General features: G+C 54.6%; 23 protein-coding genes and 1 tRNA gene. 15 read left to right on the top strand and 9 right to left on the bottom strand.

The features are described 5' to 3' along the window. Position 1 precedes the first annotated feature (1 nt). From recJ to lysS, 3 genes are all read left to right on the top strand, one after another. Positions 2 to 1,735, top strand: a complete 1,734-nt coding sequence (gene recJ / locus SOM40_RS19270; protein WP_320530571.1) for a single-stranded-DNA-specific exonuclease RecJ — start codon at positions 2 to 4, stop codon at positions 1,733 to 1,735. Between the two features lie 91 nt (positions 1,736 to 1,826). After that, positions 1,827 to 2,925 (top strand): peptide chain release factor 2 gene (gene prfB / locus SOM40_RS19265; RefSeq protein WP_106994387.1). Its coding sequence is split into 2 segments (ribosomal slippage): positions 1,827 to 1,901 and positions 1,903 to 2,925, totalling 1,098 coding nucleotides; the frame shifts between segments, so codons are not numbered across the junction. A 9-nt stretch (positions 2,926 to 2,934) separates the two neighbouring features. After that, on the top strand, positions 2,935 to 4,452 hold the full coding sequence (gene lysS / locus SOM40_RS19260; protein WP_106994388.1) for a lysine--tRNA ligase: 1,518 nt from the start codon (positions 2,935 to 2,937) through the stop codon (positions 4,450 to 4,452). A gap of 38 nt (positions 4,453 to 4,490) precedes the next feature. Here the strand turns inward: lysS and idi are convergent, their stop codons facing one another. Then, on the bottom strand, positions 4,491 to 5,033 hold the full coding sequence (idi, locus tag SOM40_RS19255; protein WP_261645038.1) for an isopentenyl-diphosphate Delta-isomerase: 543 nt from the start codon (positions 5,031 to 5,033) through the stop codon (positions 4,491 to 4,493). A gap of 164 nt (positions 5,034 to 5,197) precedes the next feature. Here idi and actS point away from each other — a divergent pair, with 164 nt between their 5' ends. From actS to SOM40_RS19240, 3 genes are all read left to right on the top strand, one after another. Continuing rightward, a complete protein-coding gene (gene actS, locus SOM40_RS19250) occupies positions 5,198 to 5,935 on the top strand; it encodes an amidase activator ActS (protein ID WP_312079059.1) in 738 nt (245 codons plus the stop codon). 80 nt (positions 5,936 to 6,015) lie between these two features. After that, a tRNA-Gly gene (locus SOM40_RS19245) sits at positions 6,016 to 6,089 on the top strand. Between the two features lie 153 nt (positions 6,090 to 6,242). Continuing rightward, positions 6,243 to 6,887, top strand: coding sequence for a LysE family translocator (locus SOM40_RS19240; protein WP_320530570.1), 645 nt, complete (start codon positions 6,243 to 6,245; stop codon positions 6,885 to 6,887). Positions 6,888 to 6,911: 24 nt separating this feature from the next. Here the strand turns inward: SOM40_RS19240 and fabV are convergent, their stop codons facing one another. Further along, complete coding sequence (fabV, locus tag SOM40_RS19235; protein WP_320530569.1) at positions 6,912 to 8,108, bottom strand: enoyl-ACP reductase FabV; 1,197 nt, start codon at positions 8,106 to 8,108, stop codon at positions 6,912 to 6,914. A 287-nt stretch (positions 8,109 to 8,395) separates the two neighbouring features. On the opposite strand from fabV, the gene yjdI reads away from it, so the two are divergent. Then, a complete protein-coding gene (gene yjdI / locus SOM40_RS19230; protein WP_103792598.1) occupies positions 8,396 to 8,626 on the top strand; it encodes a 4Fe-4S mono-cluster protein YjdI in 231 nt (76 codons plus the stop codon). A gap of 10 nt (positions 8,627 to 8,636) precedes the next feature. Further along, complete coding sequence (locus SOM40_RS19225) at positions 8,637 to 8,909, top strand: GNAT family N-acetyltransferase (protein ID WP_166183868.1); 273 nt, start codon at positions 8,637 to 8,639, stop codon at positions 8,907 to 8,909. Positions 8,910 to 8,952: 43 nt separating this feature from the next. Here the strand turns inward: SOM40_RS19225 and SOM40_RS19220 are convergent, their stop codons facing one another. Further along, positions 8,953 to 10,182 carry an amino acid permease gene (locus SOM40_RS19220; protein ID WP_320530568.1) on the bottom strand — a complete coding sequence of 410 codons (1,230 nt, stop codon included), beginning with the start codon at positions 10,180 to 10,182 and terminating at the stop codon, positions 8,953 to 8,955. 118 nt (positions 10,183 to 10,300) lie between these two features. After that, positions 10,301 to 10,762, bottom strand: coding sequence for a multidrug/biocide efflux PACE transporter (locus SOM40_RS19215; RefSeq protein ID WP_320530567.1), 462 nt, complete (start codon positions 10,760 to 10,762; stop codon positions 10,301 to 10,303). A gap of 106 nt (positions 10,763 to 10,868) precedes the next feature. Between SOM40_RS19215 and SOM40_RS19210 the strand changes: the two genes are divergently transcribed. Further along, positions 10,869 to 11,744: a LysR family transcriptional regulator gene (locus SOM40_RS19210; RefSeq protein WP_320530566.1), complete on the top strand. Its 876-nt coding sequence runs from the start codon at positions 10,869 to 10,871 to the stop codon at positions 11,742 to 11,744. An 80-nt stretch (positions 11,745 to 11,824) separates the two neighbouring features. After that, on the top strand, positions 11,825 to 12,352 hold the full coding sequence (locus tag SOM40_RS19205; RefSeq protein ID WP_320530565.1) for a cupin domain-containing protein: 528 nt from the start codon (positions 11,825 to 11,827) through the stop codon (positions 12,350 to 12,352). 14 nt (positions 12,353 to 12,366) lie between these two features. Here the strand turns inward: SOM40_RS19205 and SOM40_RS19200 are convergent, their stop codons facing one another. Both SOM40_RS19200 and SOM40_RS19195 read right to left on the bottom strand, forming a co-directional pair. Continuing rightward, positions 12,367 to 13,143 carry an ABC transporter substrate-binding protein gene (locus SOM40_RS19200; protein ID WP_320530564.1) on the bottom strand — a complete coding sequence of 259 codons (777 nt, stop codon included), beginning with the start codon at positions 13,141 to 13,143 and terminating at the stop codon, positions 12,367 to 12,369. Between the two features lie 14 nt (positions 13,144 to 13,157). After that, positions 13,158 to 14,336 (bottom strand): M20 aminoacylase family protein, encoded by a 1,179-nt coding sequence (locus SOM40_RS19195; RefSeq protein ID WP_106994398.1) that lies wholly within the window; start codon positions 14,334 to 14,336, stop codon positions 13,158 to 13,160. Positions 14,337 to 14,580: 244 nt separating this feature from the next. Here SOM40_RS19195 and SOM40_RS19190 point away from each other — a divergent pair, with 244 nt between their 5' ends. Together SOM40_RS19190 and SOM40_RS19185 are read left to right on the top strand one after the other, a co-directional pair. Next, positions 14,581 to 15,759 carry an acetyl-CoA C-acetyltransferase gene (locus tag SOM40_RS19190; RefSeq protein ID WP_106994399.1) on the top strand — a complete coding sequence of 393 codons (1,179 nt, stop codon included), beginning with the start codon at positions 14,581 to 14,583 and terminating at the stop codon, positions 15,757 to 15,759. Between the two features lie 328 nt (positions 15,760 to 16,087). Then, a complete protein-coding gene (locus SOM40_RS19185) occupies positions 16,088 to 16,771 on the top strand; it encodes an oligogalacturonate-specific porin KdgM family protein (RefSeq protein ID WP_106994400.1) in 684 nt (227 codons plus the stop codon). 143 nt (positions 16,772 to 16,914) lie between these two features. On the opposite strand, the gene SOM40_RS19180 is transcribed toward SOM40_RS19185, so the two are convergent. Further along, positions 16,915 to 18,090 (bottom strand): oligogalacturonate lyase family protein, encoded by a 1,176-nt coding sequence (locus SOM40_RS19180; RefSeq protein WP_106994401.1) that lies wholly within the window; start codon positions 18,088 to 18,090, stop codon positions 16,915 to 16,917. Between the two features lie 454 nt (positions 18,091 to 18,544). On the opposite strand from SOM40_RS19180, the gene kduI reads away from it, so the two are divergent. The 3 genes from kduI (at position 18,545) to araE (ending at position 21,937) form a co-directional block, all read left to right on the top strand. Then, positions 18,545 to 19,381: a 5-dehydro-4-deoxy-D-glucuronate isomerase gene (kduI, locus tag SOM40_RS19175; protein WP_077227196.1), complete on the top strand. Its 837-nt coding sequence runs from the start codon at positions 18,545 to 18,547 to the stop codon at positions 19,379 to 19,381. Between the two features lie 63 nt (positions 19,382 to 19,444). Then, positions 19,445 to 20,206 carry a 2-dehydro-3-deoxy-D-gluconate 5-dehydrogenase KduD gene (kduD, locus tag SOM40_RS19170; protein ID WP_106994402.1) on the top strand — a complete coding sequence of 254 codons (762 nt, stop codon included), beginning with the start codon at positions 19,445 to 19,447 and terminating at the stop codon, positions 20,204 to 20,206. Positions 20,207 to 20,521: 315 nt separating this feature from the next. Continuing rightward, on the top strand, positions 20,522 to 21,937 hold the full coding sequence (araE, locus tag SOM40_RS19165; protein WP_166183855.1) for an arabinose-proton symporter AraE: 1,416 nt from the start codon (positions 20,522 to 20,524) through the stop codon (positions 21,935 to 21,937). An 80-nt stretch (positions 21,938 to 22,017) separates the two neighbouring features. Here araE and SOM40_RS19160 read toward each other — a convergent pair whose 3' ends face one another. Next, on the bottom strand, positions 22,018 to 23,145 hold the full coding sequence (locus SOM40_RS19160; protein WP_320530563.1) for an oligogalacturonate lyase family protein: 1,128 nt from the start codon (positions 23,143 to 23,145) through the stop codon (positions 22,018 to 22,020). Between the two features lie 66 nt (positions 23,146 to 23,211). Then, on the bottom strand, positions 23,212 to 24,498 hold the full coding sequence (locus SOM40_RS19155) for an ABC transporter substrate-binding protein (protein WP_106994405.1): 1,287 nt from the start codon (positions 24,496 to 24,498) through the stop codon (positions 23,212 to 23,214). Positions 24,499 to 24,507 lie beyond the last annotated feature (9 nt).

Raw genomic sequence — 24,507 nt, 5'->3', positions numbered from 1 at the left:
CGTGAAATCTTCGATACAACTCCGTCGTCGTGAAGTGAACGACAGCGCCGCGTTACCCGCGGATCTGTCGCCTCTGTTGCGTCGACTGTATGCCAGCCGTGGCGTGCAAACCGCAGACGACCTTGAACGAAGCGTAAAAGGCATGTTGCCCTGGCAGCAGCTGAGTGGCGTCGAGAAGGCCACGGAGCTGCTGTACAACGCCTTTCGGGAAGGGACGCGCATCATCGTGGTGGGGGATTTCGATGCCGATGGCGCCACCAGTACCGCGCTAAGCGTGCTCAGCCTGCGGGCGATGGGATGCGATAACGTCTCCTACCTGGTGCCGAACCGCTTCGAGGATGGCTACGGCCTGAGCCCGGAGGTGGTCGATCAGGCCCACGCCCGCGGCGCGCAAATGATCCTCACCGTCGACAATGGGATCTCCTCCCATTCCGGTGTCGATCGTGCACACGAGTTGGGGATCCCGGTGCTGGTCACCGATCACCACCTGCCTGGCGACATGCTGCCGGCAGCGGAAGCGATCATCAACCCCAACCTGCGCGACTGCGACTTCCCGTCAAAATCCCTGGCGGGGGTTGGAGTGGCATTTTACCTGATGCTGGCGCTGCGTACGCGGCTGCGGGATAACGGCTGGTTTGAGTCGCAGGGTATCGCGGCGCCGAATCTGGCGGAATTCCTCGATCTGGTGGCGCTGGGTACCGTGGCAGACGTGGTGCCGCTGGATGCCAATAACCGTATCCTCACCTGGCAGGGCTTAAACCGTATTCGGGCGGGCAAATGCCGTCCGGGCATTAAGGCGCTGCTGGAGATCTCCAACCGCGATCAGCAGCGGCTGGCGGCCAGCGATCTGGGCTTTGCTCTCGGTCCGCGTCTCAACGCCGCCGGGCGACTGGATGACATGTCGGTGGGCGTAGCGCTGCTGCTGTGCGACAACATCGGCGAAGCGCGCGTGCTGGCCAACGAGCTGGATGCCCTGAACCAGACCCGCAAAGAGATCGAGCAGGGGATGCAGGCTGAAGCCCTGATCCTGTGCGAGAAGCTGGAGCGCAGCGGCGAAACGCTGCCCGGCGGGCTGGCGATGTATCACCCCGAGTGGCACCAGGGCGTGGTTGGGATCCTGGCCTCGCGCATCAAAGAGCGCTTCCACCGTCCGGTGATCGCTTTTGCGCCAGCCGGAGACGGCACGCTGAAAGGATCGGGCCGATCTATTCAGGGGCTGCATATGCGCGATGCGCTGGAGCGTCTGCATACTTTACATCCCGATCTGATGATCAAATTTGGCGGCCACGCGATGGCGGCAGGCTTGTCGCTGGAAGAGGCGAAGTTCGATCGGTTCCAGCGCCTGTTCAGCGAGCTGGTCACCGACTGGCTGGATCCGGCTCTGCTGCAGGGCGAAGTGGTCTCCGACGGTCCGTTAACCCCCGCTGAGATGACCATGGAAGTGGCGCAGATGCTGCGTGATGCCGGTCCGTGGGGGCAGATGTTCCCGGAGCCGCTGTTCGATGGCCGTTTCCGACTGCTGCAACAGCGGCTGGTGGGGGAACGTCATTTGAAAGTGATGGTGGAACCGGTCGGCGGCGGTCCGCTGCTGGACGGTATCGCCTTCAACGTCGATACCACCATCTGGCCGGACAACGGCGTACGCGAAGTCGAACTGGCCTACAAACTGGATATCAACGAGTTTCGCGGCAACCGTACGCTACAAATCATCATCGACCATATCTGGCCACTTTAGCATCACTATTCCGCTATAAAACAGGGCGTGAATCCGGTACAATTCCGCCCTTATCTCCGCATTTTGACTAGTCCATAAAAGAAAACAGACCATGTTTGAAATTAATCCGGTAAAAAACCGCATTCAGGACCTCACGGAGCGCTCCGACGTTCTTAGGGGGTATCTTTGACTACGATGCCAAGAAAGAGCGTCTCGAAGAAGTAAACGCCGAGCTGGAACAGCCGGACGTCTGGAACGAACCTGATCGCGCACAGGCGCTGGGTAAAGAGCGTTCCTCTCTGGAAGCTATCGTCGATACGCTGGATCAGATGGCGCAGGGTCTGGAGGATGTTTCCGGGCTGCTGGAGCTGGCCGTTGAGGCCGACGACGAAGATACCTTTAACGAAGCTGTGGCAGAACTCGACGTGCTGGAAGAGAAGCTGGCGCAGCTGGAATTCCGTCGCATGTTCTCCGGCGAATACGACAGCGCCGACTGCTACCTGGATATCCAGGCCGGTTCCGGCGGCACAGAAGCACAGGACTGGGCCAGCATGCTGACCCGTATGTACCTGCGTTGGGCTGAAGCCCGCGGCTTCAAGACCGAGATCATCGAAGAGTCTGAAGGCGAAGTGGCTGGCCTGAAATCTGTCACCGTTAAAATCATTGGCGATTACGCTTACGGCTGGCTGCGTACTGAAACCGGCGTTCACCGCCTGGTGCGTAAGAGCCCGTTCGACTCCGGCGGCCGTCGTCATACCTCTTTCAGTTCCGCGTTTGTCTATCCGGAAGTGAAGGACGATATCGATATCGAAATTAACCCGGCCGATCTGCGTATCGACGTTTACCGCGCCTCCGGTGCGGGTGGTCAGCACGTAAACCGTACGGAATCCGCGGTGCGTATTACCCACCTGCCGACCGGGCTGGTAACACAGTGCCAGAACGACCGTTCCCAGCATAAAAACAAAGACCAGGCCATGAAGCAGATGAAAGCGAAGCTTTATGAACTGGAGATGCAAAAGAAAAATGCTGAGAAGCAGGCGATGGAAGACAACAAGTCCGACATCGGCTGGGGCAGCCAGATCCGTTCTTACGTCCTTGATGACTCCCGCATCAAAGACCTGCGTACCGGTGTCGAAACCCGTAACACGCAGGCGGTGCTGGACGGCAGCCTGGACCAATTTATCGAAGCAAGTCTGAAAGCAGGGTTATGAGGAACCAACATGTCTGAACAACAAGCACAGGGCGCTGACGCGGTCGTCGATCTTAACAATGAACTGAAAACCCGCCGCGAGAAGCTGGCTGCACTGCGCGAGCAGGGCGTGCCGTTCCCGAACGATTTCCGTCGCGATCGCACCTCAGACCAACTGCACGCTGACTTCGACGCTAAAGAGAACGAAGAGCTGGAAGCGCTGAACATCGAAGTGGCCGTTGCGGGCCGCATGATGACCCGTCGCATTATGGGTAAAGCCTCCTTTATCACCCTGCAGGACGTTGGTGGCCGCATTCAGCTGTACGTCTCCCGTGACGATCTGCCGGAAGGCATCTACAACGAACAGTTCAAGAAATGGGACCTGGGCGATATCCTCGGCGCCAAAGGTAAGCTGTTCAAAACCAAGACCGGCGAGCTGTCCATTCACTGCACCGAGCTGCGTCTGCTGACCAAAGCCCTGCGCCCGCTGCCGGACAAGTTCCACGGCCTGCAGGATCAGGAAGCGCGCTACCGTCAGCGTTATCTGGACCTCATCTCTAACGACGAATCCCGCAACACCTTCAAAATTCGCTCCCAGATCATGGCCGGTATCCGCCAGTTCATGGTTAAGCGCGACTTTATGGAAGTGGAAACTCCAATGATGCAGGTGATCCCGGGCGGTGCGTCTGCGCGTCCATTCATCACCCATCACAACGCCCTCGACCTCGACATGTACCTGCGTATCGCGCCGGAACTGTACCTGAAGCGTCTGGTGGTAGGCGGTTTCGATCGCGTGTTCGAGATCAACCGTAACTTCCGTAACGAAGGCATCTCCGTACGTCATAACCCAGAGTTCACCATGATGGAACTCTATATGGCATATGCGGATTACAAAGATCTGATCGAGCTGACCGAATCCCTGTTCCGTACCCTGGCGCAGGACATTCTGGGCACCACCGAAGTGCCTTACGGCGAAGAGGTCTTCGACTTCGGTAAGCCGTTCGTTAAGCTGACCATGCGCGAAGCGATCAAGAAATACCGTCCGGAAACCGAGATGGCCGATCTGGATAACTTCGACTCTGCGAAAGCGATCGCTGAAAGCATCGGTATCAAGGTTGAGAAGAGCTGGGGTCTGGGCCGTATCGTGACTGAGATCTTCGAAGAAGTGGCCGAAGCACACCTGATTCAGCCGACCTTCATCACCGAATACCCGGCAGAGGTTTCTCCGCTGGCGCGTCGTAACGACGAGAACCCGGAGATCACTGACCGCTTTGAATTCTTCATCGGTGGCCGCGAGATCGGCAACGGCTTTAGCGAGCTGAACGATGCAGAAGATCAGGCCCAGCGCTTCCAGGATCAGGTTGATGCGAAAGCCGCAGGCGACGACGAAGCGATGTTCTTCGACGAAGACTACGTGACCGCGCTGGAGCACGGTCTGCCGCCAACGGCAGGCCTGGGTATTGGTATCGACCGTATGGTGATGCTGTTCACTAACAGCCACACCATCCGCGACGTGATCCTCTTCCCGGCGATGCGTCCGGTGAAATAAGCCGTACAGATGTAAAAAAAGCCCCGAAAGGGGCTTTTTTATTGCGCCGCGAAAGCTCTGAGTGCCTCGCGAGCCGTACTCGCTTCCATCACCATCCACGGGCTAAAGGCCCAGGGCGTGGCCTCCAGCGCGCAGAATAGCGTCTCCAGCTCCACCCACTGATAGTCCATCACTTCGTCATCGTTAATGATTATTTCACTGGTGATGCGAGCGGCAAAGACCGGGCAAATTTCGTTTTCAACAATCCCGGAGGGATCGGTACTACGATAGCGAAACTCAGGCGCGACGGGAGTGATATTGGCAATTTCAGCACCCACTTCAAAGCGACAGCGGCGGATGATCGCCTGGTCTGTCTCTTCGCCAGACTGCGGATGGCCGCAGACCGAGTTTGTCCAGACGCCGGGCCAGGCTTTTTTGCTCAGTGCGCGTCGGGTTATCAGGCATTCACCGTTGGCGTTAAAGAGCCAGCAGGAGAAGGCCATGTGCAGTGGGGTATGAGAGGTGTGTGCGGCGTATTTTTCCTGAGTGCCCATCACCTTTCCCTGGTCACTTACCAAAATAACGTGTTCTTGAATACTCATTCATGCTCCAGTACCAGCCATGCCAGATGGCTCAGCACCATCTGCAGCACTATTATACTGCATCCTTATACGAACGGTTTGACGCGCAGAGCGGAAAAGGGCTGACCCATATCAGTTCTGGCTGCTATCATAGCGCGGCCATTCACGTTGACCGAGGAACTGTTTTGTTTGCAGGAAGCCTGACGAAAAAACCCGTTTCTGCTCTGTTTTGCCTGATCCTGGCCCTGTTACTGGCGGGATGCGCGGGCGACCAGTCATCGGACTCTGGTCCTGTGTATACCGTTAAACGCGGCGATACGCTGTACCGCATCTCGCGTGCGACCGGCACCAGCGTGAAGGATCTGGCGCGCCTGAATAATATTTCGCCACCTTACACCATTGAAGTAGGGCAAAAGCTGAGAACTAACGGCAGCAGCGCCACGGCGAAAAAATCCTCCTCAAAGAGCAAAGGGAAAACCGCCGCGGTTACCCCTTCTTACACCGTACCTAAGTCCTCCTGGCCGCCCGTTGGGCAGCGCTGCTGGATCTGGCCTGCCAGCGGAAAAGTCGTCGTGCCCTATTCATTGTCCGAAGGCGGTAATAAAGGCATTGATATCGCAGCTGCGCGAGGCACCCCGGTCTATGCATCCGGAGCAGGGAAGGTGGTCTACGTCGGTAATCAGCTGCGTGGGTACGGTAACCTGATCATGATTAAACATGGCGAAGACTACATCACAGCCTATGCCCATAACGATACAATGCAGGTCAACAACGGGCAGAATGTGAAGGCCGGGCAGAAGATTGCGACTATGGGCAGCACTGGCACAGATTCGGTTAAGCTGCACTTCCAGATTCGTTATAAGGCGACCGCTATCGATCCGCAACGCTATTTACCGCCTCAGGGCGGCAAACCGAAGTGCTAAGTGGTTATTTAATCGCCAGTTAGCGCACGGGAGTCTTGTCAGGAGAGGCGTAAGGTCTATAATGCTTTACGCACCTCAAAGCGGGCGTAGTTCAATGGTAGAACGAGAGCTTCCCAAGCTCTATACGAGGGTTCGATTCCCTTCGCCCGCTCCAGTCTCCCCAGCCAGCACCTTTTCAAAAATCCCATTTCTTTCAGCATACTACGCAGTAGCGCTTATCGACTCTTTTTGAATAGAAATCTTCATTTAACGCATAACCATTCAGTGCTAGCATGACAGGTCTGTTCTTCTATTTCTGGAGATGACTATGCTGGACATAACAAACTTTGGGCTTTTTGCCCTGTCAGTTTTTCTCCTTTCCGTAACACCAGGGCCTGACATGGCCTACGTGATAGGGCAAAGCGTAGCTAACGGAAGAAGATCGGGGATCATCTCTGCTGCTGGTGTCGCCTTAGGTAGCTGTACTCATGCTGTAGCAAGCGCAGTGGGATTAACTGCATTAATCACCGCTTCTCCGCTGATGTTCACCATCATCAAGTATCTCGGGGCGGCTTATCTTATGTATCTCGGTAGTAAGATGGTTTTGGGAACCTTCGCAAAACAAACCACAAACTACAGCGAAGCTGAACCTGTTAAGACCAAAGCGACCCTTACAAATCTGCTTTCTAAAGGCTTCATTACAACCTTAACCAATCCGAAGGTTCTGTTGTTCTTTATCTCCTTCTTTCCTCAGTTCGTTTCACCTGGGGGCGAGCACCACACCGCCTCTTTTCTGATCCTGGGGATGACTTACGCGCTGATCGCTTTTTTGACTGATTTAACCTTCGCCATACTTGCAGGTAGCGCCGCGGGTGCAGTCTCACAAAATCGGGGCTTACAGAAAATCCTGGATCGGATTGTGGGGCTGGCATTTATTGGATTGGGATTAAGGTTGGCTCTGACACGTCGTTAAAAAAGGGGCTTGCGCCCCCTTTTATTAGATTAATGTTTTCACATCAAAATCTATGTTTGTTTCGGTATCGGCTTCGTAGTTAACTTCTTCGAATCCGAAACCAAACAACTTCAGGAACTCTTCTTTATAAGCGATGTAATCTGTCAGCTGCTCCAGATTTTCATCGGTAATCGTCGGCCAGATTTCGCGGCACGCTTGCTGAACGTCTTCACGCAGTTCCAGATCGTCCATGCGAATTCGCTGCTCGTCATCAAGTTTGGCATTACCGCCATACAGGCTGGTAGTCATAAGACGATTAATTTGCTCGATACAACCTTCATGAATTCCACGGTCTTTCATGAGCTTGAACACGATGGAAATATAAAGCGGCATGACAGGAATGGCGGAGGACGCCTGCGTGACGACGGATTTTAACACCGCGACGTTTGCAGAACCGTTGAGAGGAGCCAGCTTGCTGCGTAACGCTTTTGCCGCCCGATCCAGGTCTTCCTTCGCCTTACCGAGCGCACCGTGCCAGTAAATAGGCCAGGTCAAATCCGTGCCGATATAGGAGTAAGCAACGGTCTTCGCGCCATCAGCCAGCACGCCTGCGTTATTCAGCGCATCAATCCACAGTTCCCAGTCTTCGCCACCCATCACGGTAACCGTATTACGCACTTCTTCTTCGGTTGCCGGTTCAATGCTGGCGGTGATGATCTGATCTTTGTTGGTATCAATGGCTTTAGAGGTATAAACCTCACCGATTGGCTTCAGCGCAGAGCGAACAATTTCGCCCGTTTTTGGCATCTTTCTTACCGGGGATGCCAGCGAATAAACCACTAAATCAATCTGACCCAGATCTTCTTTGATCAGGTTGATGACTTCGTCGCGGCACTCATCGGAGAACGCGTCGCCGTTGATGCTTTTCGAGTAAAGACCTTCACGTTTCGCTGCTTCATCAAAAGCCGCAGAGTTATACCAGCCCGCTGAGCCTGGCTTGGCATCCGTTCCCGGCTTTTCGAAGAAAACACCGATAGTGGAAGCACCGCCGCCAAATGCTGCAGAAATTCTGGAAGCAAGCCCATAACCAGTGGAAGCACCGATCACCAGCACGCGCGCAGGGCCATCAGTGAGTTTTCCGTTTTGGCGGACGTACTCGATTTGTTTGTTTACATTAACCTTGCAACCAACCGGATGTGTCGTTGTGCAGATGAATCCACGAATCTTGGGTTTAATTATCATGTTGATTTTAATCCATATTCAAATTTCTTAAACATAGAGTAATGATAACTCTTTTGGGAAAACTTGTAATGAAGAATACGCCTTCATTAACTAACTCTAAGATTGATAATGGTTTTGTTAAAACGCTACGGTTATCAAAAATGAACAGCCCTGGTATGACTATGGTTATTTAGAGGTGTCGGGCACCAAAGGGAGTGGATAACTGGATTAAATAAATGTTAACTTTTGGATCTCAACACCAGCACACTCCTTATTCCCGAAAACATAATAATTACAGAGGCAATGTCATGGATAACGATCTCCTGCAAGCGGGATACCGGGCCTATACCGGTGAGAAAATTGATGTCTACTTCAACACCGGCATCTGTCAGCATGCGGGAAACTGCGTGCGTGGCAGCGCCAGACTCTTCAACCTGAAACGTAAACCGTGGATCATCCCTGATGAAGTGGATGTCGATACGGTTGTGCGTGTGATTGATACCTGCCCCAGCGGCGCACTTAAATACCGCCACAAATAAGCGAGAAACCATGGAAATTCAGGAAGGCCATAACAAGTTTTATGTCAATGATGCCGAAGGCAACCAGGTTGCGGAGATCGTCTTTGTTCCCACTGGCGAACACCTCAGCATTATTGAGCATACCGATGTCGATCCCAGCCTGAAAGGACAGGGCGTGGGCAAACAGCTGGTGGCGAAGGTAGTGGAAAAGATGCGCGCAGAAAACCGCAAAATCATCCCCCTGTGCCCGTTCGCCAAGCATGAATTTGATAACACCCGCGAGTATGACAATATCCGCGCCTGATGCTGAACAGCACGCTGTCGCAAACCAGCGTGCTGTCTTTTGATCAGGCGATAAACATCACCGACACGCATAACACCCCAACGATCAGCGTCAGCACATTGCCAACGGAGCGGTAAGGCTTCAGGGCCGGGATCAGGAAGGTCGAGAGGGTTGGCATGATAAACAGGATCATCGCAATAAGCGGTCCGCTGATGGCATAGATCATTGAGATGGCGTTAGGATTAATGCAGCACACCGCAAAGGTGATCAGAGAGACCCCCATCACCGATACGGCCCGATTAAAGGCCCGGCTTTTCTTCACCCCAACCTGATTTAACCCGGATTTCACTATCTCTGTGGCCCCCTCAATCACGCCAAAATAGGTGCCGAGAAACGACTTCGACATCGCGATAATGGCCACCACAATCCCGGAGATCCCAAGCCAGGAAGGGGAAGAGGGCATCATCGAGAGCGCAGAGAGAATGGTCACCCCTTCCTCTTTAGCGGCGACGATGTAGGACGGTGGGATAGACAGCAGGCAACTGAAGACAAAGAACAGCACGCTCAGGCAGATAATCAGGTACGCCACCTTCATGATGCGGGTGCATTTGCCCATCGCGGCATCGCCATATTTCTCCTGCCGATCGACGGCAAAGGTCGAAATAATCGGCGTATGGCTGAAGGCGAACACCATTACCGGAATGGAGATCCACACCTGGTGCAGGGTGTGCTTATCCACACTCATCTGGCTGGTGAGCAGCGAGGGCTGCCAGCTGTGGGTGAGATACAGCGACACCAGCAGGAAGTAGGCGATCAGCGGGAAGACCAGAAAGCCCATCACCCGAATGGTGACATGACGCCCCATCAGAAAGATCAGATTCAACGCCAGCACGACTCCCAGGCTGACCAGCACCCGCACCGTGGTGTCCACCGTCAAATGCTTCGCCAGCTGTTCGGTCAGCGAGTTGGTGATCGCCACGGCATAGATCTGCACCACCACAAAAAAGGCGACAAAGTAGAGCGTGGTGATCAGATTGCCGATCTTTTTCCCGTAGTAGTGCGTTACCGCGCCGGTGATGCCTTCGCTACCTTTTGTTTTTGCAGAGAGGATGAACTGACATAACGCTTTGTGGGGCCAGTAGGTGAATGGATACGCCACGAGGGCGGTGATAAACAGGACGACAGCGCCCGCAGATCCCAGCTGGATGGGCAGAAACAAGGTTCCTGCGCCCACGGCAGTGCCGTACAGGGCAAAGCTCCAGAGGGTCTCTTCTTTAGACCAGATTTTCGACATGTGAGAAACGTATCAACTATAAAACCAACAAAAAGGAGACTATTTTACCATAATCATCAGTTGGGGTCGCAGTTGGCGCTATGGGAAGCGGGCCGGAAAGCATTTCCGGCCAGAGGGATTAAGAGGTGGCGGCCTGTCGCTGCTGGCGTCGCTTCATGACGCGATCGCGCAGGGTGTCGTACGCCCAGTTATAAAGCATGGTGTACGGCAGGAAGAAAATAAAGAAGCCAATCTCTAAGGTGAACGCCTGCAGCAGGCTTACGCCCAGCACCAGCGACACAATGCCGACACCGATAAAAATAAAGCCGACTTCAAAGCCGAGAGCGTGCAGGGCGCGGACTTTAGCGGTGCGGGTGATAATATGCCGCGGCCAGAGTCTGTCGAACCCGGCGTTATAGATGATGTTCCAGATCATCGCCGTGGTGGCGAGGAGAATGGTCAATCCGCCCATCTCCAGCACCGGGCGCTGCATCAGCCAGGCGGTGGTTGGGGCAAGGATCGCCGTGGCAATCCCTTCAAATAAGACGGCGTGGAAGATACGTTCCGGCAGTTTTCGGCGTTGAATATCGTTGTGCTGCATAACCTGATACCTCATTAACCTGCCAGGATGGGCAGAGTCAGGCCGCTATTTTTATCGTTAAAACTGATATATAAAAGTTAGATTCCATCGATAAAGTAGATACATCATGCGCTACTCCCCCGAAGCCTTAACGGCGTTTGTCGAGACGGTCGCCACCGGCTCGTTCTCTGCCGCCGCCCGCCGTCTGCGTAAAAGCCAGTCCACAATCAGCACCGCCATTGCTCATCTGGAAGATGACCTCGGTTTTGCGCTGTTCGATCGCAGCGCCCGCCAGCCGGTGCTTACCGCCCAGGGCAAACAGGTGCTGGGCTATGTTCAGTCGATCCTCGCCGCCAGCGCACGGCTCGACGAGCTGGCGGTCTCCCTGAGCGAAGAGACCGAAGCGCGGCTGACCTTTGTGCTTTCGGACACCCTGCACCCGGACGTGCTGGAGGAGATGCTGTTTCGCTTTGATGAGCGTTTTCCCCATACCGAATTCGAATGCCTGATTGGTGAAGAGGAGGATGTCATCGACCTGCTGCAAAAAGGGCGAGCGCACATCGGCCTTACCGGGGCGCGGGAAAGTTATCCCACCGACATTGCCGCCGTCCGCCTGCCGATGCAGACCCACATGGCGATCTATACCTCTGCCAGCCATCCCCTCGCGGCGCAAAATTGCATCGAGGCTGATGAACTGCACGGCTGGCGGGAGCTGCGCCTGAACACCTATCTGGAACGTGAGCCGGTGCTGGCGCAGGGGCCGGTGTGGTCGGCGCCTAACTACCTGATGCTGCTCAGCATGGCGGTGCAGGGCTTCGGCTGGTGCGCGCTGCCCTGTGCACTGGTGGCGGAGTTTGCCCCTGCTAAATCCCTGGTGCAGATCAACGTCCCGGGGTGGCCGCGCTCGGTGGCGATCGATCTGGTGTGGAATAAACGCTCCCCGCCGGGGACAGCGGGAAACTGGCTGCGGCACTGGCTACAGCACCAGGCAGATCCGGTGTGATGAATACGACATTCACCTGATCGGTACCGAAATCTAAAAGGTCTACACTTAATGGGGTAAATTAACCGGCGAGAAGTGACATGAACGCTAAAAATACCATTACGCCCCGGGTGCTGATGCTCTCATCCAAAGACTGGGTGCCTAACAATCCCCATCTGCCGGTGCTGATCTATAAAGGGGTGATAACGGATGGGGATGTCGCCAGCCAGTTTGAACAACGGTTTGCCGACAACGGCTGGCCGCCCCAGTGGCGCGATGGGATTTTCGACTATCACCATTACCACTCCACTGCCCATGAGGTATTAGGTGTTGCCCGGGGGGCGGCGCGCCTGATGATTGGCGGTCCTGGCGGGGAGGAGATCGAAGTAGAGGCAGGGGATGCCCTGTTATTGCCTGCGGGAACCGGGCACTGCCGCTTATCGGCAAGTCTCGATTTTCAGGTGGTGGGGGCTTATCCGCCGGGGATGGAGTTCGATCTCTGTAAGCAGGCAGCGACGCCAGCAATACTGGCGCGGATCGTTGCGCTGCCGTTTCCTGAATCGGACCCGTTAAATGGAAACGCGCCCGCCTTAACCCAGTACTGGAAATCGCCGCCCTTCAGCCAGTGAAGGGCGGAATACCGTTACTGGCCAGTATAAATATCAAAGCTGAAGTATTTAGAGGCGAGCTTTTTGTAGGTCCCGTCAGCCAGGATCGCCGCGATGGCGCCGTTCAGCTCCTGGCGTAACTGGTCATCCTCTTTGCGCAGTCCAATCGCCGCCCCGGCGCCAAACAGGGCATCGTCCTGCAGCGCGCCGCCGACAAAGGCAAAATCTTTACCCTGAGGCTTGTTGAGGAAGCTGTACTCCGCCATCACCCCGGAGAGCACCGCGCCGTCAATACGCCCGGACTCGAGGTCGCGTATCACCTGGTCGGCACCCTGGTAGGCCACCACGTTAACGCCCTTGCCGCGCCACTGCTCATTGGCATAGGTTTCCTGGGCGGAACCCTGTTCCACGCCGATGGTTTTCCCCTTCAACTGATCCACGCTGTTGCTGGCGAGGCTGTTTTTACGCGCCACCAGGAAGGCCGGGCCGCTGTAAATCTTGTCGCTGAAGGCAATCTGCTCTTTACGTTTGTCGGTGATGTACATCCCGGAGAGGATGGCATCAAATTTACGCGCCTTCAGGGATGGAATGATGCCGTCGAAATTACTTTCAACCCAGACGCATTTCGCCTGCAGCTGCTGACAGATGGCATTGCCCAGATCGATATCAAAACCGACCACCTCGCCCTGTGGGTTTTTTGACTCGAAGGGGGCAAAGGTCGGGTCCACGCCAAAACGCAGCGCTTTGGTCTCGCCGGCAAACGCGGATGAGGCGACCAGCAGGGCCACCAGCGGTAAAAGGATTTTTTTCATTATCTGTCCCTGTCTTAACGGCAATAGTTTTCAACCAAACGGGCAAAGAAGGAGGCCCCGGTGGTAATGATCTCGTCATTGAAGTCGTAGCCGGGGTTATGCACCATGCAGCCGCCTTTTTCCCCTTTCTCGCCGTTGCCGAGCAGGAAATAGCTGCCCGGACGTTGCTGGAGCATAAAGGCAAAATCTTCACTGCCGTTGGAGGGAGAGACGCTGTCGAGTACCGCATCTTCACCAAAGAATTCGATGGCCAACTGGCGGGCGAAGGCGGTCTGTTCCGCATCGTTGACCAGCACCGGGTAGGAGTCATAGATCTCCACTTCGCTGGTGGCGCCGTAGCTGCGGGCGGTAAAGTCGGTAAGCTCCTGAATGCGGCGGATCAGCAACTCGCGGATCTCCGGCTTCATCGAACGCACTGTCAGCTCCATCACCGCACTGTCCGGGATCACGTTGGAGGCAATGCCCGCCTGGAAGGTTCCGACCGTCACCACGGCGGTTTCGCCCGGCGGCACGTTACGCGCGACAATACTCTGCAGGGACATGATCAGCGCTGCCCCGGTCACAATCGGATCCACGGTGCGTTCCGGGTGCGCGCCATGCCCGCCATACCCTTGCAGGGTAATTTTCACGGTATCGGCGGAGGCCATAAAGTTGCCTTCATAGAAGCCAAACTTGCCGGTCGGCAGGTAGGGCATATTGTGCAGGGCAAAAATACGGTCGCAGGGGAAGCGGTCAAACAGCCCATCTTTGATCATGAGATCGGCGCCGCCAATCGCCTCTTCGGCAGGCTGGAAAATCAGGTGCACGGTACCGTTAAACTGGCAGGCGTCAGAGGCAATATATTTCGCAGCGGCCAGTAAAATCGCCGTGTGGCCGTCGTGACCGCAGGCGTGCATTTTGCCCGGCACGGTACTGGCCCAGGGCAAATCGGTGGCTTCAAAGATCGGTAGGGCGTCCATATCGGCGCGCAGGCCGATGGATTTGCTGCCCTGGCCCTTGCTGAGCGAGCCGACCACGCCGGTTTTGCCGATCTCCCGCGTCACCTGATAGCCCCAGCCTTCCAGCTGGCGCGCCACCAGATTGCTGGTATTGAACTCTTCGAGGCTTAATTCAGGATTGGCATGTAAATGACGACGGATGGCGATGATTTCTTCTTCTGATTCTTTTATTTCTGGAATGATACAGTCGGACATTTGTTACTCCAGTGTTAATGCGTGTTTGCATCTCCTAACTTATCGCCGCGCCGTCATAATGCAAATTCGTTCTCTAATAATTACCGTGAAAATTATAAGTTATGTGAATGCATGCGGGCTTTCTCCGGGACATACAAAATAAGTGCGTGACCTTTGTGATAAAACTCACTTTTTTTAAACAATTACATCATTAGTTGATAACAATCCTCTAGTATGAGCGGTGTCATTTTGCGCAGAGGTTGAGATGAAAGACGTCGTGATAGTGGGTGCGTTGCGCACAGCAATAGGCTGTTTCCAGGGAGCGCTCTCACGCCACTCGGCGGTAGATCTGGGCAGCGTGGTAGTCCGCGCGCTGGTGGAGCGCAGTGGCATTGAGGCCCACGAGGTTGACGAGGTGATCCTCGGCCAGGTGCTGACCGCTGGGGCCGGGCAAAACCCCGCCCGCCAGGCCGCGCTGAAGGGGGGATTACCCAACACCGTTTCGGCCATTACCATCAACGACGTCTGTGGCTCCGGCCTCAAGGCGCTGCACCTGGCGACCCAGGCGATCCAGTGCGGTGAAGCCGACGTGGTGATCGCCGGCGGCCAGGAGAACATGAGCCGCGCGCCGCACGTTCTTACCGACAGCCGTACCGGGGCCCAGCTGGGCAACAGCCAGCTTATCGACAGCCTGGTGCATGACGGGCTGTGGGATGCCTTCAACGATTACCATATGGGCGTCACGGCGGAAAACCTGGCCCGGGAATATGGTATCACCCGTGAACGTCAGGACGCTTACGCTCTTAGCTCGCAGCACAAGGCCCGGGCCGCCATCGACGCAGGCCGCTTCCGGGATGAGATTGTCCCGGTCAGCGCCCGGATGCAGAACGGTGACCCTCTGCTGGTGGATACCGATGAACAGCCGCGCACCGACGCCAGCGCCGAAGGGCTGGCGTTACTCAATCCTGCCTTTGAAATTACCGGTTCGGTCACCGCCGGGAATGCTTCCTCTATTAACGATGGCGCTGCCGCGGTGATGATGATGAGCGAGAGCAAAGCCGAAGCGCTGAATCTACCGGTGCTGGCACGCATCAAAGCCTTTGCCAGCGTCGGCGTGGATCCTGCTTTAATGGGGATCGCCCCGGTGCATGCCACGCGCCGCTGTCTGGAGCGGGCAGGGTGGCAGCTGGCGGATGTCGATCTGATCGAAGTCAACGAGGCATTTGCCGCCCAGGCCCTGTCGGTGGGCAAAATGCTGGAGTGGGATGAGCGCCGGGTCAATGTCAACGGTGGGGCGATTGCGCTGGGCCACCCCATTGGTGCCTCAGGGTGCCGTATTCTGGTCTCGCTGGTGCATGAGATGGTGAAACGCGATGCCCGCAAAGGGCTGGCCACGCTGTGCATCGGCGGCGGACAGGGCGTGGCGTTAGCTATAGAACGATAACACGCTTTGATAAATATCAACCTGAATAAGCCTCCCAACCCGGAGGCTTATTTGTTTGTGAGCCCCATCATATTTTTACCCTTGTAAGTACATTCTCAAACTTCCTCGAAATATTTATCGCATTCCCTGAAGTGCTAATAACAATTTAGTGTGATCCCGATCCGTTAAATTCCCTTTAAAAACCCTCTTTTGTTGATATTGCTCACGGCTGGCTTTGCCAAAAAAAATGAAACAAATATTTACGATCATGATCACTAAAATTACGTATTTAAAAAAATAAAATGCAATTCCATAAAAACGAAACATCATTTTAAACGAGGGTTTTTCCATGTTTAAGAAATCTCTGGTCCTTGCTTCACTTATTGGCGCTTCTTTCGCAGCTCAGGCTGTTACTGTCGATCTGCGTCACGAATACATTGATACTGGTACCAACGCAGACCGCGTGGCAGTTTCACACCGTTTTGATAATGGCTTTGGTTTTTCTGTCGAAGCTAAATGGAAATCTGGCGGCGATAAAACTGACCAGCCGTTTTCCGATATGGTAGGTAATGGTCACGAAGACCAGATTAGCTGGCGCTGGAAAGCCAACGATAATATCTCCCTGACGCCAGGCTTTACGGTCGAAAGTAAAGAAAGCAACACCATTTATAAGCCGTTCCTGCAAGCGCAATACAGCTTCGACAATGGCTTCTATATTTCCGGCCGTTACCGCTATGAGTACACCCGTTATCCTTCTACCCCGGACAGAGAAGATGATAAGGTTAACCGCGGTGATGCGTGGGTGGGTTGGGTAATGGGCGATTTCCGTACCGAGCTGAACTACGTTTATGCAAAAAGCTCCGAAGGCAATATTCGTAACAACAACAAAGATTACTCCCAGGAATATAACGTTAAGCTGGCGTACAAAATTGATAAAAACTGGTCCCCGTATGGCGAAGTGGGTAACGTTGGCGTGAAATCAACCGATGAACGTCAGACCCGTCTCCGTGTCGGCGTAGCATATTCCTTCTAATAACAAGCAGTACCTCCGGGATTAACCGGCTCGAAAGAGCCGGTTTTTTTATGCCTGCAATTTATGACTGCACCGATATAGGATAAAAAAAAGCCCTCCATAAAGGAGGGCAAGGCCAGTTACAGGAACACAGACACAAACATTTATTCACGCAATAATTCAGGTTGCTCAGGAAGCTTCGCAATATAGAGAGCAGGTTTGCCGTCTTTATCGGAACTAAACAGGACCGCTTTATCATCCGGGGTAAAGGATGGGTGCGGATGGGTCACCTGGCGGCTGTTGGCCACGGTTGCCCAGGAGGTATCGTGACGCGCGATGCGGAAGTAAGCCTTTTTCGCCACGTCGAACGCATACAGATAAGGATCGTTATCGATGGTGTAACCGCTGGTGTCCTTCACATCCACCGGGGTACCAGAGCCATCACCTACCAGCAGGGTGCCATCAAAGTTACTCATCAGGTGCGAACAGGCCGGCATCTGCATCACTGCGCTGTTCTCGCCGGTATCCGGGTTGAAGCTGTACACGGTACGGCCTTGCTCACCTTTCAGGTAAGAGACATACACCAGTGCCGAGCCGTTCGGGACCCAGAACTCGTGGGTGCAGCTTTCGCCTTCCGCGTGCTCTTTAACCTTACGCACGTTGCTGCCGTCTTCGTTCACCATCCACATGCGGGCATCCACCAGATCGTGTGGGCCTTCATGGCAGAACGCGACGGTATTATCGTCAAACGGACGGTAGATAGGGTGGCCGAGCCAGTTTTTCTCTTCGTGGATCACGCTGCTTTCGCCGGTCTGCAGATCAACGCGCAGCAGGCGGCAGTGCGGGCCTTTGTGGAAGAAGTCATGGAAGATTTGCCAGTCGTTCAGCGGCGTCCAGTCGCTTTTCGCGATTTCGATGCCGACCAGTTTGGTGCAGTCGCTGTTCGCCACCCAGGTGCCGTAGCCGACCCAGTCATCGCTGACGCGATACACTTCGCGTTCATCAAGGGTCGTCAGATTGACTTCCCGCAGAGTGCGATCATTCTTAACGTAATAGAGCGATTTATCATCCGGTGACAGGAAACCACCAAAGGTGTTGTCGCCCGCGCCTTCGGTTAACTGCACCGCTTCGGCCTTTTTCAGATCCAGCAGATAGTAGTTCCAGTGGCCATCGAATTCGCCGGCAAACAGCAGATGACTACCGTCGTTGAAAAAGCATTTTTGATAGAAGTAGTTACGATGACAGGTAACTTCAGGGGGGGTCAGGCGGGTGACTTCCACGCCTGTATCCGGATCGCGACTGACCTCATAGTTCAGTTTGACCCGCATGCCTTTTGCCATGATGCACTCCTTGAATTCGACGACAGGATTTCCCTGCGGTCCGCTCGGTAAAATATGAGTTTAAAAACTGGGTGTTAAAATATCAAAACATCGTTTCAGTGTGTGTGACTGGTGGCGCACTTCTGAAGGAAAAGCCCGCCAGATCATCATTCTCTTTACATCTGTTCAGATTTTTAGCATCCCGACATCAATTTTTTATTGTTTTATAACCTGTTGTTTAATTTGCAAATTAATCGGGATGCTTTAAACAAACGTTTTAAGAAAGCGATGTCAACTCCCTGACAATCGTGATCGCAACTGCAATTTTGAGAATAACTTACAGAAAAAGTGAAACATCGTTTTAAATGTAATTGAAAACCCATTTCACAGCAGATAATATGTGCTCATCATGAAAACGGAACACCGTTTTGTTAATTATCCTGGCCTTCGGGGCCGATAAATTCTGGAGGTTAATGTGGAAGTCAGACAAAGCATCCACAGCGCGCATGCAAAAACGCTGGATACCCAGGGGCTGCGCGATGAGTTTTTAGTCGAGAAAGTGTTTGTCGCGGATGAGTACACCATGGTGTACAGCCACATTGACCGCATCATTGTTGGCGGCATCATGCCGGTGGCAAAAACGGTCTCCGTCGGTGGTGAAGTGGGCAAACAGCTCGGCGTCAGCTTCTTCCTTGAGCGTCGTGAGCTGGGCGTGATTAACATCGGCGGTCCGGGCACCATCACCGTTGACGGTCAGTGCTATGAGATCGGCCATCGCGATGCCCTGTACGTCGGAAAAGGCGCCCAGGAAGTGGTTTTCGCCAGCGTTGATAGCGGCAAACCAGCGAAGTTCTACTACAACTGCGCCCCGGCACACACCACGTATCCGACCAAAAAAGTGACCCCGGCGGAAGTCTCTCCGGTCACCCTGGGTGACAACCTCACCAGCAACCGCCGCACCATCAACAAATACTTCGTTCCTGATGTGCTGGAAACCTGCCAGCTCAGTATGGGTCTGACCGAGCTCGAGCCGGGCAACCTGTGGAACACCATGCCGTGCCATACCCATGAGCGCCGCATGGAAGTGTACTTCTACTTCAATATGGAAGAAGACGCCTGTGTATTCCACATGATGGGACAGCCTCAGGAGACGCGCCATATCGTGATGCATAACGAGCAGGCGGTGATCTCACCAAGCTGGTCTATTCACTCTGGCGTGGGTACGCGTGCCTATACCTTCATCTGGGGCATGGTTGGCGAAAACCAGGTCTTCGATGATATGGACCACGTTGCCGTTAAGGATCTGCGCTAGTCGCGGACAGTTAAGCACACACTTGCCTGTTCGTTCAGGCGCTGAAAGATTAAAGGAAAAAAAATGATTCTGGATGCATTTTCTCTGCAAGGTAAAGTTGCGGTCGTCACCGGTTGTGATACCGGTCTGGGCCAGGGTATGGCGGTGGGTCTGGCGGAAGCCGGCTGTGACATCGTGGGTATCAACATCGTTGAGCCGCAGGAGACCATCGAGCGCGTCACCGCGCTGGGCCGTCGTTTCCTGAGCCTGACCGCTGACCTGCGTAAAATCGATGCCATCCCTGAGCTGCTGGAGCGTGCGGTTGCTGAATTCGGTCATATCGACATTCTGGTCAACAACGCCGGTCTGATTCGTCGTGAAGATGCCATCAACTTCAGCGAGAAAGACTGGGACGACGTCATGAACCTGAACATCAAGAGCGTGTTCTTCATGGCTCAGGCTGCAGCGAAGCACTTTATCGCGCAGGGCAACGGCGGCAAAATCATTAACATCGCCTCCATGCTCTCCTACCAGGGCGGCATCCGTGTGCCTTCTTACACTGCTTCCAAAAGCGGCGTAATGGGCGTAACCCGTCTGATGGCGAACGAATGGGCGCAGCACAACATCAACGTGAACGCCATCGCACCGGGCTACATGGCCACCAACAACACTCAACAGCTGCGTGCTGATGAAGAGCGTAGCGCGGCGATCCTCGAGCGTATCCCGGCGGGTCGTTGGGGTCTGCCAAGCGATCTGATGGGGCCGGTGGTGTTCCTGGCGTCCAGCGCTTCTGACTACATCAACGGCTACACCGTAGCGGTTGACGGCGGCTGGCTGGCGCGTTAATTCTCGCCCCTGTTGAAAAGACCTCTGCTCACGGGCGGAGGTTTTTTTTGTCCTCAATTAACCATTGTCCATATCGATAAACGAGGAAAATCCATAGGCATTTTACCAAAATGACGCGCATCACATATTTAATCTCTATAAATCATGTCATTAACAAAAAGCGGTGAATATTCACCCTTGTTTTAAATTGTAATGTCCATCACAGATCGCACCCTGCCAGCCAATAAATCCATATTTTCACGTTATACGACCTGACACTTTTTCAGGGTTTCTCGTAATTTCATTTAACGTCTTACGCTGTTCAGGCAGGAAAATATGACATCTATAAATGACTCAACCTTTATGCCCCGCGCGCTTCGCGATACCCGCAGGATGAACCTGTTTGTTTCTGTTTCCGCGGCGGTGGCCGGTTTACTGTTTGGGCTGGATATCGGCGTTATTGCCGGTGCGCTCCCCTTTATCACCGATCACTTTACGCTCAGTAATCGCCTGCAGGAGTGGGTGGTGAGCAGCATGATGCTGGGCGCCGCAGTAGGGGCCTTGTTCAACGGCTGGCTCTCATTCCGCCTGGGCCGAAAATATAGCCTGATGGTGGGTGCCATTCTGTTTGTGGCCGGCTCGCTGGGCTCCGCGTTTGCCACGGGCGTTGAAGCGTTACTGCTTTCACGTGTGCTGCTGGGGGTGGCGGTAGGGATTGCCTCCTACACCGCACCGCTCTATCTCTCGGAGATGGCGAGCGAAAACGTACGCGGCAAGATGATCAGCATGTACCAGCTAATGGTGACGCTCGGGATCGTGCTGGCCTTTCTGTCTGATACCTATTTCAGCTACAGCGGCAACTGGCGCGCCATGCTGGGTGTTCTGGCGCTCCCGGCAGTATTGCTGATTGTGCTGGTGATCTTTTTGCCCAACAGTCCGCGCTGGCTGGCGCAAAAAGGACGACACGTCGAGGCGGAGGAAGTGCTGCGGATGCTGCGCGACACTTCTGAGAAAGCGCGGGAAGAGCTGAACGAGATCCGCGAAAGCCTCAAGCTGAAACAGGGTGGCTGGTCGTTATTCAAAATAAACCGCAACGTCCGTCGCGCGGTATTCCTCGGCATGCTTCTGCAGGCGATGCAGCAGTTTACCGGCATGAATATCATCATGTATTACGCGCCGCGCATCTTTAAAATGGCCGGATTCACCACCACCGAACAGCAGATGATCGCCACCCTGGTGGTGGGGCTGACCTTTATGTTTGCCACCTTTATTGCGGTGTTTACCGTCGATAAAGCGGGCCGTAAACCGGCTCTCAAAATTGGTTTTAGCGTGATGGCGCTGGGGACGCTGATCCTCGGCTACTGCCTGATGCAGTTTGATAACGGTACGGCGTCCAGCAGCTTGTCCTGGCTTTCTGTGGGTATGACGATGATGTGCATCGCGGGTTACGCGATGAGCGCCGCGCCCGTGGTGTGGATCCTGTGCTCTGAAATTCAGCCGCTGAAATGCCGCGACTTCGGGATCACCTGTTCCACCACCACCAACTGGGTATCGAACATGATCATTGGCGCCACCTTCCTGACCTTGCTGGACTCTATCGGCGCAGCGGGAACCTTCTGGCTCTATACGGTGCTGAACGTGGTGTTTATTGGTATCACCTTCTGGCTGATCCCCGAAACCAAAGGCGTCACCCTGGAGCACATCGAGCGCAAGCTGATGGCAGGGGAAAAGTTAAGAAACATCGGCGTGTGAGGTTAACGCCCGGCGGCGCTTTGCTTGCCGGGCCTACGGTTTTCTCCCTCTCCCTGTGGGAGAGGGTTGGGGTGAGGGCATCAGACCGCACACAAGTACAGCGCCGGCATCCCTTCTTCGTCCGAGGTATACAGCACCCACTTATTGTCCGGTGAAAACGACGGATGCGGGTGCGTCACCTGGCGGTCGCCATCCAGCACTTTCCAGCTGGTGTTGTGCTGGCAGATGGCGGTTTGCGTGCCTTTTTCAATGTCGAACACCCAGATGAAGGGATCGTTAAGGCTGATATCCCCGGTATTGTGCGGCGCACCGTCACCGACAATCAGCGAGCCGTCGTGGTTGCTCATCAGGTGGGAGCAGGGCGGGATCGCCATCAGCTGGCGGTTTTCCAGCGTCGCGGGATCGGCGCTGAACAGGTAGCGCTGCGGATCGTTCTCCTTATGCGCCACGTAATAGAGCGCTGAGCCGTCCGGCACCCAGAACTCGTGGGTAAAGCTCTGGCCTGCTTCATGCTGGCGCACCTTGCGCAGATTGCTGCCATCCGGGTTGACCAGCCACATGCGCGCATCGATCGCGTCGCGCGGGCCTTCGTGGCAAAACGCCACGGTGCTGTCGTCGAACGGCCGGTAAATCGGGTGCCCGAGCCAGCGTTTTTCCTGCAAAATCACCTCACGTTCGCCGGTTTGCAGGTCGATGTTGATCAGACGGCATTCCGGGTTGGTGAAGTAAAACGCGCGGAACTTGCTCCAGTCGGTGAGCGGCTGCCAGTCGCTTCTCTTGATTTCAATGCCCACCAGCTTCGTGCAGTCAGAGTTCGCCACCCAGGTGCCGTAGGCCACCCACTCATCATCGACCTCATACACCACGTACTCTTCCAGGCTAGTAAGATCCACCCGGCGCAGCTCGCGGCTATTTTTCACGTACCACAGGGACTGGTCGTCCGCGGAGAGGAAGCCGCCAAAGGTGTTGTCTCCGGCACCGTCGGTCAACTGGGTCGCCTGTTGCTGCTCAATATCCAGCAGATAGTAGTTCCAGTGGCCCTCAAAGGCACCGCCAAAAATCAGCTTGCTGCCGTCACGGGTAAAACATTTCTGATAGAAGTAGTTACGGTGACAAATAATGTGCGGGGGCGTCATCCGTATCACCTCGTGGCCGGTCTGGCTGTCCTGGCGGGTACGGAAACGCAGAGGGATGATTTTTCCTTTCATGGTGTGTTCCTTCAGATAAAAAAATACCCCACCGCATAACGGTAGGGTATTGATAACCTAAGATAATCAGCGCATTGCGCGTTTCAGGATACGTTCAGCCTGACGCTGGAAGTCAGCGGCGGTCTCTTCCACGGTTTTCTGACCGTAGTCGATGTACTGCAGGGAGGTGCCGAACTGAGCCACGATCTGCGGATCGTCAAAGTATGGCGATACGGAGAGTTTCGCTGGCAGAGACTGCGCCAGACGCAGGCCAGACACCGCCGGATCGTCCTCTTTGATGGTGCCGTTTTCGGTCAGGTATTTCACCGCCACTTTGCTCAGCGGCACGCCACGCTCCAGACCCAGAGTCTCAACGCCTTCTTTGCTGTTCAGCAGGAAGTTGATAACTTTCGCTGCGGCTTCCGGGTTTTTCGTGGATTTACCGATAGAGAGCATCTGCGCTGGTTTAAAGAACAGACCGGCATCGGTGGCACCCGGCAGCATTGGATAGCTGCCCAGCGCCAGTTTCGCTGGTGGCTTCAGGTTGTCGGAGTATTTTTTGATGGTGGAGTTCCACATGTAGGTCCCGCCCCATTCCCCCTCGATCCACGGCTTCATCTCGTACATGTTGCTCTTACCGAACGACGCATAGTACTTGGTGTCCGGCATTACGTGGCTGTCGATCAGACTTTTATAGGTCTGGAAGAACTCTACCCACTGCTCTTTGCTGTAGGCGAATTTCTTCGTCTTCTCGTCTACCGCCGGGATGTTATACTTCTGGATCATGTAGGAGTTGAGCAGCGCCAGGGTATCCTGGTGCTCCAGCACGACCGGATAGTACTGTTTGCCCAGTTTGCTTTCGAAGGCTTTACCGGCTGCTTTCAGCTCATCCCAGGTTTTCGGGTATTCCACACCCGCTTTTTTCCAGGCTTCATCGTTGAAGTAAAAGACGCGCGCGGTCACGGAGATTGGGATCCCGTTCAGCTTGCCGTCCACGGTGGTGGACTGCAGCTCTTTCGGATCGAACTGGGAGAGATCGATCACGTCCTTCATTTTGTTCAGGTCGTAGAAGCCGTCGCCGGTTTTCGAGAAGATCGGCAGCCAGTTCCAGTTGGTCTGCATGACGTCCGGCTCGGTACCGCCCGCAATCTGGGTGGTCAGACGGGATAAATGACCATCCCAGCCGGTGTATTCCGCCTTCACGTTAATATCCGGATTCTGTTTGTGGAACTCTTCCAGCGCTTTGAGTGTGACCTGGTGACGGCCATTACCGCCCCACCAGGACATACGTAAATCAACATCCTGCGCCATCGATGGCAAAGCAGTAAGGCCCAGAGTGGCGGAGATTGCTGCGCTTAAAAGCACTTTTTTCATTTTTATAAC

This window comes from Leclercia sp. CFBP8987 (assembly GCF_034044995.2).
GTDB lineage: Bacteria > Pseudomonadota > Gammaproteobacteria > Enterobacterales > Enterobacteriaceae > Enterobacter > Enterobacter tamurae.
This window is presented reverse-complemented; position numbering and strand designations above follow the sequence as displayed.